This window comes from Bradyrhizobium sp. CB3481, from assembly GCF_029714305.1.
Classification (GTDB): Bacteria; Pseudomonadota; Alphaproteobacteria; order Rhizobiales; family Xanthobacteraceae; genus Bradyrhizobium.
On sequence record NZ_CP121647.1, the window covers coordinates 2,483,881 to 2,498,672 of the forward strand.

The following is a 14,792-nucleotide window of genomic DNA, read 5'->3' on the forward strand; positions in this document are numbered from 1 at the left end:
GAATTTGCTCACAGCCACCGCTTTCGCCGCTTGAAGCTTTTCAGGTTCTTGAAGCTCTTGCGCTGGTCGCCGGCGCCGCCGAGGTAGAATTCCTTGACGTCCTCGTTGTCGCGCAACTCATCGGCGGTGCCATCCAGCACCACCTTGCCCTGTTCCATGATGTAGCCGTGGCTCGCGACCGACAGCGCCGCGCGCGCGTTCTGCTCCACCAGCAGGATGGTGACGCCGAGGTCGCGGTTGATCTCCTTGATGATCGAAAACACTTCCTTGACCAGTAGCGGCGACAGGCCCATCGACGGCTCGTCCATCAGGATCATCTTCGGGCGCGCCATCAGCGCGCGGCCGATCGCCAGCATCTGCTGCTCGCCGCCGGAGAGATAACCGGCGAGCCCAGTGCGCTCCTTGAGACGCGGGAAATATCTGAACACCATGTCGATGTCGTCAGCGACCTCGTTGTCGGTGCGGGTAAAGGCGCCGAGCTTCAAGTTTTCGATCGACGTCATGTCGGCGATGATGCGGCGGCCCTCCATCACCTGGAAGATGCCGCGGCGGACGATCTTGTCGGGATCAATGCCGTTGATGCGCTCGCCGTCGAACAGGATCTCGCCGCGGATGACCTCGCCGTCCTCGGTCTTGAGCAGCCCGGAGATCGCCTTGAGCGTCGTCGACTTGCCGGCGCCGTTGGCGCCGAGCAGCGCCACGATCGCGCCCTTCGGCACCTCAAGGCTGAGGCCGCGCAGCACCAGGATGACCTTGTCGTAGACCACCTCGATGTTGCGCACGCTGAGCAGCGGGGCTTGCGCGGTGGTCTTCGCAGGACGGTTGAGTTCGGTTGTTTCAGTCATGTTTCCGATCCTGGCGTTGTTGGTGGGGCGGGTCACCCGCTCCACCCACCGCCGTCATCACCCGCGAATGCGGGTGATCCAGTATTCCAGAGGCGCCTGCGATCTATCGAGAAGCCGCGGCGTACTGGATCCCCGCTTTCGCGGGGATGACAGTTGAGTATGAGGCGCTTCGAGGCACGCCTAACTTTACCAGCCCAGCCAGTCGGGCTTGCGCGGCAGGTCGATGGTCTTCACCTTCTCCATCTTGATGCCGCCGTTCTTGACGAGGTCGTTGAGCGGCGCATCGGTCGCACCGGCGACCTTCATGCGATAGAGATCGACCTTGAGCGTGCCGCGGTGATCGGTCTCGGTGAAGGTCGAGGGATTGCAGATGCCTTCGCCGCCGGCGGGCACCCAGTCCTTCTTCTGGTAAAAGCCCTTCTTGACGTTCTCGCCGGTGGCGCCGCCGTTCTTGGCAGCCCATTCGACCGCTTCCTTCATGTAGAGCGCGGTGCAGACGCCGGCGATGTAGTGCACGGGACGATAGGTAGTCCCGGCCGCGTCAGACATCTTGGAGATTTCCATAAAGGTCTTCATGCCGGGCGCGTTGCCGCCCCATGCCACCGCGGTGCGAAGCGGAAACACCACGCCATCGGCAGCGGCGCCGGCGGCCTTGGCGGCGTTCTCGTCCATGCCCCAGACATTGCCGAGGAACTGCACGTCCACGCCCGCCGCCTTGCAGGCGTTGAGCACGGAGATGTTGGAGCCGGCGGTATTGCCGAGATAGGCGTAGTTGGCGCCCGAGCTCTTCAGCGTCAGGCACTGCGCGCTGTAGTCGCCGGGCGTCAAGGCAAACACGATCGGCGGCAGCACTTCGAAGCCGAGCTCGCCGGCAATGGCTTCACCGGCCGCCTTCGGAGCGTTCGGGTAGGGGTGGTTGGCGCCCATATGGACGTATTTCGGCTTGCCCGGCTTGCCCTTGGCCTTCCAGTCCTCGGCGGCCCAGGTCAGCATGCCGCGAAGCGCGTCCGAATAGCTCGGGCCATAGAAGAAATTGTAGGGCGCGGGCTTGGCCTTGCCGCCGGCACCGGTCGGATCTGACAGCGCCGCGGCGTACGACGCCGAGATGTCGGGGATCTTGTCCTGCGCCAGGAAACCCGTCAGCGCTTCGGTGTCGGCCGTGCCCCAGCCGAGAATGGCGGCGACCTTGTCGGCGCCCGACCATTTCTTGTACTGCGCGATGGCGCGTGGCACCTGATAGCCGTAGTCGACGGTGTCGACATTGACCTTGGCGCCGCCAATACCGCCGTTCTTGTTGATCCATGCGTAGGTGTCGGCGACGCCCTGTCCGAACGGCGTGCCGACGTCAGAAGTGGGACCCGAATAGTCGGCGAGATGTCCGAGCGAGATCGGCGCCTGGGCCGACGCCGCGGTACTGCCCACCAGCAAGGCGAGCGAGGCTGTGCTCAACAGAGTCTTCATCGTCATGGACATAGTCCTCCCGGTTACTTCTCGAGGTCTTCTCGTTGTCAGCCCCGTTCCGACCTCAATGCGAGAACGGGTAGAGTTTCCAATAGGCCTTGATCTGCCGCCAGCGATGCGCAAGTCCATCCGGCTCGAACACCAGAAAGACGATGATGATCACGCCGATGGCCATTTCGCGCAAGAAAGCGATATTGTTCTTTAGTCCGAGAAACTGATCGATCGGGCTGTCGCGCAGCGCGACGCTGAGCCACTCCATCGATTCCGGCAGCAGCACCATGAACGCCGTGCCCATCAGCGTGCCCATGACCGAGCCGAGCCCGCCGATGATGATCATGGCGAGGAAGATGATCGAGCGGTCGATGCCGAAACCTTCGTTGGAGACCACCAGATTGTAATGCGCATAGAGCCCGCCACCGACGCCGGCAAAGAACGCGGCAAGGCCAAATGACAGCGTCCGGTACTTGGTCAGGTTGATGCCCATGATCTCGGCGGAGAGATAATGGTCGCGCACCGCGACCAGCGCGCGCCCGTCGCGCGAGCGGATCAGATTGGTGACGAGGAGATAACAGACGATCACATAGGCCAGCACGACGTAGAAATACTGTTTATCGCCGCGCAGCGCGTAGCCGAAGAGCGAGAACGGCTCGGCGCTGGCGGGGACGCTGCCGCCGGTGAACCATTCGGCCCGCGCGAAGAAGTCGAGCAGGATGTACTGCGCCGCCAGCGTCGCGATCGCCAGATAAAGCCCCTTCAGCCGCGCAGCGGGCAGGCCGAAGATCAGGCCGACCGCCGCCGTCACGACGCCCGCGAGCGGGATGCAGAAGAAGACGGGGATGCCGAACCGGTTCGACAGATAGGCCGAGGTGAAGGCGCCGAAGCCGAAGAAGGCGGCGTGGCCGATCGAGATCTGACCGGTGAAGCCGACCACGATGTTCAGCCCGAGGGCGGCGATGCCGAAAATGCCGATCTGGATCAGCAGGCTGAGGACGTACTCGTTGACGACGTAAGGCGCAAAGCAGACCAGCACGATGCCCGCGATCATCGCGTTGCGGCTGGTCGTGGTCGGAAACACCGTGGTATCCGCCGCATAGCTGGTGCGGAAATCGCCGGCGGGAATGAGGGTATGGCCTGCCATGATGTTTTACACCCGCTCGATGTCTTTGGTGCCGAACAGGCCGTACGGCTTGATCATGAGGATGATGATGAGGGCATAGAACGGCGCGATCTCGTAGAGATTTCCCCAGTGCAGATATTCGCTGTCGAGAAAATGCGCGATGTTTTCGAGAAGCCCGATGATGATGCCGCCGAGCACCGCGCCGCCGACGCTGTCGAGACCGCCGAGGATCGCCGCCGGGAACACCTTGACGCCATAGGCGGAGAGACCGGCCGAGACGCCGTTGACGACGGCCACCACCACGCCGGCGACGGCAGAGACGGTTGCCGAGATCGCCCAGGCCATCGCGAACACGCTTTTCACCGAAATGCCGAGCGACTGCGCGACCTGCTGGTTGAACGCAGTGGCGCGCATCGCAAGGCCGTATTTGGAGAGGCGGAAGAACCACGCCATGCCGATCATCATCGCGACCGACACCGCAAGGCTCATCAGATAGACGGTCTGCACCTGCAGGCCGAGGAAATTGACGTTCTGGGTCTGGAAGATGCGCGGGAACGGCTGCAGGTTGACGCCGAACATCCACTTCATCAGCGCCGAAAACACCGTCGAGAGCGCGATCGTCACCATGATCACGGAGATGATCGGCTCGCCGATCATCGGCCGCAGGATGACGATCTGGATCGCAATGCCGAACAGGAACATGAAGACCAGCGTGATCGGCATGCCCAGATAGAACGGCACCTGGTACTTGGTGAGCAGCCACCAGCAGACCCAGGCGCCGATCAGAAGCAGTTCGCCCTGCGCGAAGTTCACCACCTGCGTCGCCTTGTAAATCAGCACAAACGACATCGCGACGACGCCGTAGAGCGTGCCGACCACGAGGCCGTTGACGAGGAGCTGGATCAGAAGCTGGGTGTTCATGCGGACTCACCGAACGTACAGGTTGTCATCGCCGGGCTTGACCCGACGATCCATCGCCTGAAGAAGCACTTTTTCGGAAGAGGATGGATGCGCGAGTCCCGGCTACGCCAAGGCTTCGCCGCGGCGATCCTCTGCTGGCGCGCCGAAGCTTTGGCGGAGGCGGCAAGCCCGCGCATGACGACCGGTTTTGCGGCGGCGTTGCTCGACATCACCCTCATTCCGCAGCCTCCGCCATCGGCGCAGGCCCGCCAAGATGGACGACGCGCAGCGTGGTGCGGATGCGCTGGGTGGTGCCGTCCTGGAAGCGGATCACGGTGTCGACGGGAATGTCGCTCTTGCCGGCATAGATTGCGTCGATGATGTCGGCGTATTTCTCGTTGATGACGCTGCGGCGGACTTTTCGGGTACGGGTCAGTTCGCCGTCGTCGGCATCGAGCTCCTTGTAGAGCAACAGGAAGCGCGAGATACGCTGCGCCGGCGGTAGCGTGGCGTTGACGCTTTCGACCTCCTTGCGCAATAGTGCATAGACCTCGGGGCGCGAGGAGAGGTCGGTATAGGTCGTGAACGAGATGCGGTTCTTCTCTGCCCATTTTGAAATGATCGAGTAGCGGATGCAGATCATCGCCGCCAGCGTATCGCGGCCGGCGCCGAGCACGACGGCCTCGGCGACGTAGGGCGAGAACTTCAGCTTGTTCTCCAGATATTGCGGCGAGAACCGCTCGCCGCGCGAGGTCTCGGCAAGATCCTTGATGCGGTCGATGACGACGAGCTGGCCCTGCGCGTTGAAATAGCCGGCGTCGCCGGAATGCATCCAGCCATCCTTGATGTCGGCGACTGATGCTTCCGGATTCTTGTAGTAGCCGAGGAACATGTTGGGGTGGCGGACGACGATTTCGCCGACTCCGTTGACGTCAGGGTTATCGACGCGGATTTCGACATCTTCCGCCATCGGCACGCCGGTCGTATCGGGGTCGACCTTGCCGGCGGGATGCAGCGTGTAAGCGCCGAGCAGTTCGGTCTGGCCATAGAGCGTGCGCAGCGGCACGCCCATCGCCTGGAAGAATTTGAAAGTATCCGGTCCGAGCGCGGCGCCGCCGGTCGCCGCCGAGCGCAGTCGCGTGAAGCCGAGCCGGTCGCGCAACGCGCGGAACAGGAGCTGGTCGGCAAACAGCGAGCGCTTGCCCTGCGCCAGCGCCGAAAGCCCGGTCTTCATGCCGATATCGAACAGCTTCTGCTTCAGCGGCGAGGAGTCCATCACGCCGGCGCGGACGTCGGCGGCGATCGATTCCCACAGCCGCGGCGCAAACAGCACGAAGGTCGGCGCGATCTCGCGGAAATCGTGCATCATGGTCTCGGGTTCTTCGACGAAGTTGACCTTCATCCGGCACAGCAGCGCTTTGCCGAGCGCGTAAACCTGTTCCATGATCCAGGGTAGCGGCAGCACCGAGACATATTCGTCGTCCGGCCCCTTCGGATCGAACGCCAGATAGGTCGCGCAATGTTTCAGGACACGGCCGGCCGCCAGCATGGCCAGCTTCGGGTTCGCCGTCGTGCCCGAGGTGGTGCAGAGGATCGCGACGTCTTCGCCGCCGGTCGCGTCGACCAGCCGGTCATAGAGTCCCGGCTCGCGCGCGGCGCGCTCGCGGCCCATTGCCGCGAGCTTCTCGGCTTCCATCAGCCGCGGATCCTCGTATTTCCGCATGCCGCGCGGATCGGAATAAACGATGTGCTTGAGATTAGGCGCGCGATCGGCCAGCGCCAACAGCTTGTCGACCTGCTCCTCGTCCTCGGCGAACACCAGCTTGGCCTCGCCGTAGCTCAGGAGATAGGCCGCTTCCTCGTCCAGCACGTCGCGATAAAGGCCGAGGCTCATCGCGCCGATGGCATGGGTTGCGATTTCCGCCGCTACCCAATCCGGGCGGTTGTCGCCGATGATGCCGATGACGTCGCCGCGCTTAAGACCCAGTTCGACCAGGCCGAGCGCGAAATCATGCGTGCGCCTCTGGTAGTCGTTCCAGGTGAAGACGCGCCACAGCCCGAGATCCTTTTCGCGCAGCGCAATATCGTCGCTGTGCTCCTTGGCATTGAGGCGCAGGAGTTTTGGAAACGTATCCGCCTGGGCGACACGTCCTGCATAATCCATCATGCTGCGCACTCCGGAGCTGCGGGCTTGTCATCGGGATCGACCAGCATCTCGTCCTCTTCGCCGAGATAGGCGCGCTTCACATGGGGATCGGCGAGCACGGAGGCCGGATCGCCCTCGGCGATCTTGCGGCCGAAATCCAGCACCATGACGCGGTGGGAGATGTCCATCACGACGCCCATGTCGTGCTCGATCATCATCACCGTCATGCCGAACTCTTCGTTGAGATCGACGATGTAGCGCGCCATGTCCTCCTTTTCTTCGAAGTTCATGCCGGCCATCGGCTCGTCGAGCAGGATCAGCTGCGGCTCCAGCGCCATGGCGCGAGCGAGCTCGACGCGCTTGCGCAGGCCGTAAGGAAGGGTGCCGGCGGTCGCCTTGCGCACCGACTGCAGGTCGAGGAAGTCGATGATCTCCTCCACCTTGTGGCGGTGCCGAAGTTCCTCGCGCCGCGCGCCGGTCAGCCAGTACAGCGAGCCGGTGATAAAGTTGTTCTTCAACAGGTGGTGCCGCCCGACCATGATGTTGTCGAGCACGCTCATATGGTGGAACAGCGCCAGGTTCTGGAAGGTGCGGCCGATGCCGAGCGAGGGCCGGGCGTTCGGATTAAGACCGGTGATGTCCTTGCCGCGATAGAACAGCCGGCCTTCGGTCGGCTTGTAGCGGCCCGAAATGCAATTGACGATTGAGGTCTTGCCGGCGCCGTTCGGGCCGATGATCGAGAACAGCTCGCCCTCGTTCACGCCGAATGAGACTTCGGTCAGCGCTCGGACGCCGCCGAAGCGCAGCGAGACGCCGCGCACTTCCAACGTATGAGCCACTCATTCCCTCCAGATACGGCGCTTGAGCGGCGCTCTTTATCTATCGTTTGCAATGCGCAATCCTACATCGGCGATGACGGGCGGACCATCCGACTATCGGTAGCGGCCGGTTGCCACATCACGCGTGGTAGGTGGCTCTCCTTACGGCAATGCGATAGTTTGAAATGTCTTTTCCCTGACAATCTGTCGGGAAATTTGCCTGGCGGCCTCCTGTTGCGGTGCAGCAAGAGGCCGATGGAGACGTGACGGTCGATGCGATCATGATTGCTGCGGATTACCTCAAGCGTATCGCGGCCTGGTCGCGCGAATTGAACGAGCGGGAGATCGAGGCCGCCCGTGCCGGCATCGTGGAGAAGTCCTACCGCGCCAATGAATTCATTTTCATGCGCGGCGATGCCTTCGATTACTGGACCGGTATTGTCACGGGCTTGGCGCGGATGGGCACAGTGTCGAGCGGCGGCAAGGCGGCGACGTTCGCCGGCCTCACGGCCGGCGCCTGGTTCGGCGAAGGGTCGATGCTGAAGAGCGAACCACGTCGCTACGATATGGTTGCGATCCGGGATACCAGGTTGGCGCTGATGGATCGGGCCACCTTCTTCTGGCTGTTCGAGAACAGCGTCGCGTTCAACCGGTTTCTGGTACGGCAGCTCAATGAACGGCTCGGCCAGTTCATCGGCGCGGTGGAACATGGCCGCACGCTCGACGCCACCAGCCGCGTTGCGCGCTCCATCGCCTCGCTGTTCAACCCGATTCTTTATCCCGACATGACGCGGCATCTCGAAATCACACAGGAAGAAATCGGAGCGCTGTCCGGTATTTCCAGGCAGAACGCCAACCAATGCCTGAAGCGGCTGGAGAAGGAGGGCCTGCTGCGGCTCGAATATGGCGGCGTCACCATCATCGAACTCGAACGGCTGCGTAACCATGGCGATTAAGATTAAGCCTCTAAGACCCTGATTTCAAACGGCTTTGCCGATAGACTTGGCGCTGGCGCAATGCTATGGGCAGCGCAATATTCGAATTGTGTATTTGGAGATGATATGGCGGCTCAGGATTCAAAACGGCGGGTGGCGCTGATCACCGGCGTCACCGGGCAGGACGGCGCCTATCTCGCCGAATATCTGCTCGGCCTCGGCTACACCGTCCACGGCGTCAAGCGGCGTTCGTCCTCGTTCAATACGGCGCGGATCGACCACCTGTACCAGGATCCGCATTCCCGCAACGTGCCGTTCCTGCTGCATTACGGCGACATGACCGACTCGACCAACCTGATCCGGTTGATGCAGCAGATCAGGCCGACCGAGATCTATAACCTCGCCGCCCAGAGCCATGTCGGCGTCAGCTTCGAAAGCCCGGAATATACCGCCAATGCGGACGCCATCGGCGTGCTGCGGCTTTTGGAGGCGATCCGCATCCTCGGCATGGAGAAGGAGACGCGGTTCTACCAGGCCTCGACCTCGGAACTCTACGGCCTGGTGCAGGAGGTGCCGCAGAAGGAGACCACGCCGTTCTACCCGCGCTCGCCTTACGGCGTCGCCAAGCTCTACGGCTACTGGATCACGGTCAATTACCGCGAAGCCTACGGCATGTTTGCCTCGAACGGCATCCTGTTCAACCATGAGAGCCCGATCCGCGGCGAGACCTTTGTCACCCGCAAGATCACCCGCGGCGTCGCCCGCATCGAGGCCGGGCTCGACGAGGCGCTCTATCTCGGCAATCTCGAGGCCAAGCGCGACTGGGGCCATGCACGGGACTATATCGAGGGCATGCACATGATCCTGCAGGCCGACAAACCCGACGATTTCGTGCTGGCTACCGGCGAGACCCGCTCGGTGCGCGAATTTGTCGAACTCGCCTTCGCCGAAGTCGGCCGCAGCGTCGAATGGCGCGGCAAGGGCGTCGAGGAGACCGGCGTCGACAAAAAGTCCGGCAAGACCGTGGTCCGCATCGACCCCGAATATTTCCGCCCCACCGAGGTCGATCTCCTGGTCGGCGATGCCAGCAAGGCGCGCGAGAAGCTCGGCTGGAAGCCCAAGACGTCCTTTGCCCAGCTGGTCAAGGACATGGTCGCGGGCGACCTCGAAGACGCGCGTCGGGAGGCGGCCCGTGGCCAGCATTCCGTTTGAGCTGAACGGCAAGACTGTCTACGTCGCTGGCCATCGCGGCATGGTCGGCTCCGCGCTGGTGCGCCGGCTGGCGCTGGAAAACGTCCAGTTGCTGACGACGGCCCGCAATGAGGTCGACCTGCGCGACCAGGCGGCGGTCAACAAATGGTTCGCGGCCAAACGGCCGCAGGTGGTGTTTCTCGCCGCCGCCAAGGTCGGCGGCATCGTCGCCAACAACACGCTGCGCGCCGAATTCCTCTACGACAATCTGGCGATCGCGGCGAACGTGATCCATGCCGCGCATGTCCATGACGCCGAGAAGCTGATGTTCCTCGGCTCGTCCTGCATCTATCCCAAGCTGGCGCCGCAGCCGCTGCGCGAGGATTCCATCCTGACGGGGCCACTGGAGCCGACCAACGAGCCCTACGCGATTGCGAAGATCGCCGGCATCAAGATGGTGGAAGCTTATCGCAGCCAGTACGGCGCCAATTTCATCAATGTGATGCCGACCAATCTCTATGGAAGGGGCGACAATTATCATCCCGAATATAGCCACGTCGTCGCCGCGCTGATCCGCCGCTTCCACGAGGCGAAGCTATCAGGCGCCAAAAAGGTGGTGGTCTGGGGTACCGGTACGCCGCGCCGCGAATTCCTCTATGTCGACGACCTCGCGGATGCCTGTGTCCATCTGATGAAGACCTATTCGGATGACGAACTGGTCAATATCGGCACCGGTGAGGACATCACGATCGCCGAGTTTGCCCGCGTGGTCGCCGCGACCGTCGGCTACACCGGCCAGATCAGTTTTGACACCTCGCGCCCGGACGGCACGCCGCGCAAGCTGCTCGACGTCAGCCGTCTGGCGAAGTTCGGCTGGCGCGCCACGACAAAGCTCGAGGATGGCATCCGGCTCGCCTATCAGGCGTTCCTCAGCGAGCAGGCGGAGAACGCCTAGCTCGCGGAACGAAGGTCCTGTCAGGTCGTGACAACGCGGAAGCGTTTCGCGTTGTCACGACGAAAATCGGTACCCCATTTTCCCGATCATGCTCTAGTATGCACGACGCCGAGCGGCCACAAGAGCCGCCGGCGCAGTGGAGGAAGCATGATGAAATATCAGCGTCGTCAGTTCCTGCAGCTCGTGGCCGGTGCGGCCGCCGTTCCGGCCATCTCGACCATCGCCAGCGCGCAGGCCTATCCCACACGTCCGGTTCGCCTCGTGATCGGCTATACGCCGGGCGGCTCGGCGGACCTCACCGCGCGCCTGATGGGGCAGTGGCTGTCGGAAAGGCTCGGCCAATCCTTCGTCATCGAGAACCGGCCGGGCGGCGGCACCAATATCGCCACCGAGCAGGTATTGCGCGCGACACCCGACGGCTACACGCTGCTGCTGGTCGCGCCGGCGAATGCGATCAATGCGACGCTCTACGACAAGCTGCCCTTTGATTTCATGAAGGAGATGGAGCCGATCGCCGGCATCATCCGCTTTCCCAATGTCGTGGTGGTGCATCCATCGCTGCCGATCAAGACGATCCCCGAGCTGATTGCCTACGCCAAGGCCAATCCGGGCAAGCTCAACATGGCATCGTCCGGCAACGGCTCGACCATCCACATGTCGGGCGAGCTGTTCAAGATGCTGACGGGCATCAACATGCAGCATGTGCCATATCGCGGCGGCGCGCCGGCGCTCACCGACATGCTGTCCGGCCAGATGCATGTGATGTTCGACAACCTTCCGACCTGCGCCGAGCACGTCAAATCCGGCAAGCTGCGCGGGCTCGCGGTCACCAGCACGACGCGCTCGGACGTGCTGCCCGATCTGCCGCTGGTCGCCGATTATCTGCCCGGCTACGAGGCCAGCGCCTGGTATGGCCTTGCGGCGCCGAAGGGCACGCCGCCCGAAATCGTGGGCGTGCTGAACAAGGCCGTCAACGAGATCCTCGCCGATCCCAAGGCGAAGGCCCGTTTCAACGAGATCGGCGCCATTCTGCTGCCCGGCTCTCCCGCCGATTTCGGCAAGCTGGTGGCTGACGAGACCGAAAAGTGGGGCAAGGTGGTCAAGTTCGCCGGCGCCAAGGTGGATTAGCGCTTCATCAAACTGGCGGCGAGGTGAGATTGCGCCGCGATAGGCCGGGAGTGGCAGCCATGGTGGAGAACCTAATAGCCGGATTGGTCGTGGTGGCTTTGATTATCATGGGCGTGCTTGCCTACGCCCAGAAGCATGAGGGGTGCTTGCACGGGCGCTCGCTCCAAACTTTCAAGCCCTGCGGATCGGTTAGCGTTGACATGTAACGCTGGCCGCGACGCTGCGCCCAACCTCGCGCGATTTGGTGCCAAGCGGACGGTCGCAAGCAAGGCGTCTGTGGTTTGTCAGCCTCTTGCCGGCATGCGCGGCGGGCCCGTGCCGGCCAGGCAATCAGAAATTGGTCTGAAGGTTAAGCCCGGTATAGAATCCCGATCCGTACGTCGAGTCCCGAACGAAGCCCAGCGACACACCGGACTGCATCCCCAACACGTTGAAGCCGGTGATGTGACCGCCGACCCGGACCTGGTCATAGGTCCAACTGCCCGAGAAAGCTGCCTCGGGTCCAATGAATAGGTTTTTGGCGATAGCTATGCCCGTCTTGCCCTGCACATAGAAGAACTCTGATCCGGTATTGTAATGCGCCTGGGCGTAGAGCATCGTATTGCTGGTTGGATTGCCGTAGACCGATGTCAATGCTTTGACGCCAAGTAGCGTCATATTGGATGGCGACAGCCCTGGTGCCGCATATAGATGGGCGTTCACCATCGATGGGCCCGCGGCAAGAAGCCATGACCAGCCATTTGAGATGAACTGATATCCCACTAAACCGTCGACCGTCGTATCGAGGCCGATGCGTTTCGTCCCGGCGTCCATGAAGCTGTAGCGCCGCGCGGACGCGATTCCCTGCACACGCCAGCCCTGCTCCCACAGGCTTCCAAACGGCGAGTAGGTTGCGGTCAGGTCCGTATAGAAGGCCCCGTATGATGCGAAATCGCTGGTGCTCTGCAGCGACCATCGGGGCGGCTCTTCTGCGCGGGCCGTCGTGAGACCCGCCGCGATCAGCGCCGCCAGAGCCGCGAGCCAATGCACCGCGATTGTCTCAAGCAAAGACTTTTCGCGGCGTGGCATGATCGTATGCCGGTTGATGCTGATCATGTCGTGGCCGATGCCAGTCTGGTGGAAATACGCAAGGTCAGGCCCGCTGTGATGTCCACGGCGGCCTCTCGCCACCCAATCAGGCTTATAAAGCCGTAGAGGAAGAAGCCCGCGTTGACTCCGCAAAAGGCGAAGAACAACAGATTGCCAGACCACAGGTTCATCCCGGCGGAAAAGATCGCGGTCGCGGTCAGGGCGCACAGCGCAAGCAGATGGGATGCCGGGGCGGCGGTGCGGCCTTCGATCTTCGGTGTGCGAGCAAACGGGCTTTTGCGGCCGGTGACCATCTGCTCCAGCGAACGATAGACGCCGGCCAGGTTAACGGGAACGAGCAGCAGGGTGAGCGCGTAGACCCGCAACAGATCACGCCATTTATAGCCGGTCCTTTTCAGGTCCTGACCGTAGAGCAAATAATACGGAGCGGCCGCGACCGGAAACCAGATGCTGGAGAACTCGCTGCCGAACGGGATAATCAGCAGCAGCAGCAAGCCGATATTCGCCAAGGCTGGCGACAGCAAATAGTGTGACCTGATGATCGTCTCGAGTAGGCCGGCGTTGGGTGACTGTCTCCAAAGTTCGAGCAGGCGCGGGAAAATGATCAGTCCGCCATTGGCCCACCTGCGGCGCTGGATGACGAGAGCGCCGAAGTCGGACGGGGTGGCGCTGAACGCCAGACGCTCCGGATGATTGTGCAACAGCCATCCGCGTGCTGCGAGATCAATGGTCGATCCGGTATCTTCAATGAGGGTCTTGTCCTGTATGAAGATCGGGATCGGATGGCCGCGCTCCTCCGTCATTGTCTTGATCTCGTCCAGAGCTTCGCGGCGGAGAACCGCATTCGCGCCGACCCAGAACGTGGCATTGTAAGCGGTGAAGCCCTGATGAATCAGATACTGGATGTCGGTGGTGGCACCGGCCACTCGTTCGAGCACGGTCGGCGGGCCGGGATAAGCGGAGTAGGGCGTCTGCGCGATCGCTATCCGCCGATCAGCTTCCATGATCGAGACGAGCTTGCGAACGTAGTCGGGAAGAATGATGCTGTCTGCATCGATGGTTATGATGTAGTCGGCATTGGGAACCTTGAACTCCGCCTCGCTCGCGGGCGTTTCAAGTAGCAGCAAAGCGCCGTTCGCGCTCTTCGATATGCGGAATGTCCGTCCGATCAGCCCGATATAGCTGTTTAGGTTCATGGCCTTGTTCGGGGCATGCGAGAGATTGGCAAATCGCTTGCGCTCGAAAATGCCGATGGGCACCGCAAATAGTTGCGCGAGACGTCGGTACTCCAATTGCAGTCGCGCCGCATCGATGCTCTTCCCGTTCCGAAGAACGGCCGCGGTGCCGCGATGCTCTCGGATGAGACGCTCGATGACTTCGCGCGCGAATAGTTCATCGGCATGAGCAAACGCCGGTTGGGAAAATTCGGCATATCGTCGTCCAAGGCATTCCACGACTGTCGCGGCATCGTCGAAGAGCGCCCCGATGAGCTGTCGTTCGCGTGAAATAGCCACCGATCCCGACGAAGTGCGTTCCAAATAGTCGCGTTCCGCGGCCCGAAATCGATCGGCCGCCGCGGCGAACGTTTCGTCAAGCTCGTTGATCAGATCACGAGTTGCCGAGAGCGCGAGTAAATCGGCTCCGGCACACTGCGGCGGGTCGTCGAGAAGCAAGGTGATCCTGCGATTCGGATATTCCGACAGCGCCGCCGATATCACCGTTTGCATGACGACGGGAACTTGTTCCTTGTAGGATGGCACGAGGATGCTGACCGTCGGGCTGCAAACGATTTCCTCGAACGATCGACGATCAGAATTATCTTCGGAGTCGCCGGAATGGCGCTTGAGCTGGCCGATCCGCGTCAACTGATAGACGACATTGCCGTAAAACAGACTGAGCAAGGCGATACTGAAGCTAATCGCGAGCGTGATCTTCAGGACTGAGCGACCGCCCGAGCCCAGTTCAATGCTCGAGAATACATCGGTGAATCCGAGCACAAGCGCGACGATGCTCGTGGCGGCGGCAACGCGCGTCAGCAAGATGTCTATCATTGAGGCGGCCGGGATCGGAGTGCGGAGTGGGAGTGATTGCCAAGTTTTCCCGATCGCGTAGAGTTAAGAACTATGACGCAAATGAGGCTCGATTTCGAACATCACAGGATTCTTGATGCCTGAGGTATCTGCATGCCCAATGATACTTCGTGCCTC

12 protein-coding genes are annotated in these 14,792 nt (G+C 61.9%); 4 read left to right on the forward strand and 8 right to left on the reverse strand.

Features of this window, described 5'->3' with window-relative positions; genetic code table 11:
- Positions 1-8 precede the first annotated feature (8 nt).
- The 6 genes from QA643_RS11930 to QA643_RS11955 form a co-directional block, all read right to left on the reverse strand.
- Positions 9-845, reverse strand: a complete 837-nt coding sequence (locus QA643_RS11930; RefSeq protein WP_283033357.1) for an ABC transporter ATP-binding protein — start codon at positions 843-845, stop codon at positions 9-11.
- Between the two features lie 186 nt (positions 846-1,031).
- Positions 1,032-2,312 (reverse strand): ABC transporter substrate-binding protein, encoded by a 1,281-nt coding sequence (locus QA643_RS11935; protein ID WP_283033358.1) that lies wholly within the window; start codon positions 2,310-2,312, stop codon positions 1,032-1,034.
- A 58-nt stretch (positions 2,313-2,370) separates the two neighbouring features.
- The gene (locus QA643_RS11940) at positions 2,371-3,444 is read right to left on the reverse strand and encodes a branched-chain amino acid ABC transporter permease (RefSeq protein ID WP_283033359.1); all 1,074 of its coding nucleotides are present in this window, start codon (positions 3,442-3,444) and stop codon (positions 2,371-2,373) included.
- Between the two features lie 6 nt (positions 3,445-3,450).
- Entirely contained in the window at positions 3,451-4,344 is an 894-nt protein-coding gene (locus tag QA643_RS11945) for a branched-chain amino acid ABC transporter permease (protein ID WP_283033360.1), read from the reverse strand.
- Between the two features lie 214 nt (positions 4,345-4,558).
- Positions 4,559-6,490, reverse strand: coding sequence for a long-chain fatty acid--CoA ligase (locus tag QA643_RS11950; RefSeq protein WP_283033361.1), 1,932 nt, complete (start codon positions 6,488-6,490; stop codon positions 4,559-4,561).
- The gene (locus QA643_RS11955) at positions 6,487-7,308 is read right to left on the reverse strand and encodes an ABC transporter ATP-binding protein (protein WP_283033362.1); all 822 of its coding nucleotides are present in this window, start codon (positions 7,306-7,308) and stop codon (positions 6,487-6,489) included. The genes QA643_RS11950 and QA643_RS11955 overlap by 4 nt, the downstream gene beginning before the upstream one ends.
- 260 nt (positions 7,309-7,568) lie before the next feature.
- On the opposite strand from QA643_RS11955, the gene QA643_RS11960 reads away from it, so the two are divergent.
- The 4 genes from QA643_RS11960 (at position 7,569) to QA643_RS11975 (ending at position 11,496) form a co-directional block, all read left to right on the forward strand.
- On the forward strand, positions 7,569-8,243 hold the full coding sequence (locus tag QA643_RS11960; protein WP_283034779.1) for a Crp/Fnr family transcriptional regulator: 675 nt from the start codon (positions 7,569-7,571) through the stop codon (positions 8,241-8,243).
- Between the two features lie 105 nt (positions 8,244-8,348).
- On the forward strand, positions 8,349-9,434 hold the full coding sequence (gene gmd / locus QA643_RS11965) for a GDP-mannose 4,6-dehydratase (protein WP_283033363.1): 1,086 nt from the start codon (positions 8,349-8,351) through the stop codon (positions 9,432-9,434).
- Positions 9,415-10,368, forward strand: coding sequence for a GDP-L-fucose synthase (locus tag QA643_RS11970; RefSeq protein ID WP_283033364.1), 954 nt, complete (start codon positions 9,415-9,417; stop codon positions 10,366-10,368). Before gmd ends, QA643_RS11970 begins: the two co-directional genes overlap by 20 nt.
- A gap of 147 nt (positions 10,369-10,515) precedes the next feature.
- Positions 10,516-11,496, forward strand: a complete 981-nt coding sequence (locus tag QA643_RS11975) for a tripartite tricarboxylate transporter substrate binding protein (protein WP_283033365.1) — start codon at positions 10,516-10,518, stop codon at positions 11,494-11,496.
- Positions 11,497-11,826: 330 nt separating this feature from the next.
- Here QA643_RS11975 and bcsS read toward each other — a convergent pair whose 3' ends face one another.
- The gene (gene bcsS, locus QA643_RS11980) at positions 11,827-12,591 is read right to left on the reverse strand and encodes a cellulose biosynthesis protein BcsS (protein ID WP_283033366.1); all 765 of its coding nucleotides are present in this window, start codon (positions 12,589-12,591) and stop codon (positions 11,827-11,829) included.
- The gene (locus tag QA643_RS11985) at positions 12,588-14,624 is read right to left on the reverse strand and encodes a glycosyltransferase family 2 protein (protein ID WP_283033367.1); all 2,037 of its coding nucleotides are present in this window, start codon (positions 14,622-14,624) and stop codon (positions 12,588-12,590) included. Before QA643_RS11985 ends, bcsS begins: the two co-directional genes overlap by 4 nt.
- Positions 14,625-14,792: the final 168 nt, after the last annotated feature.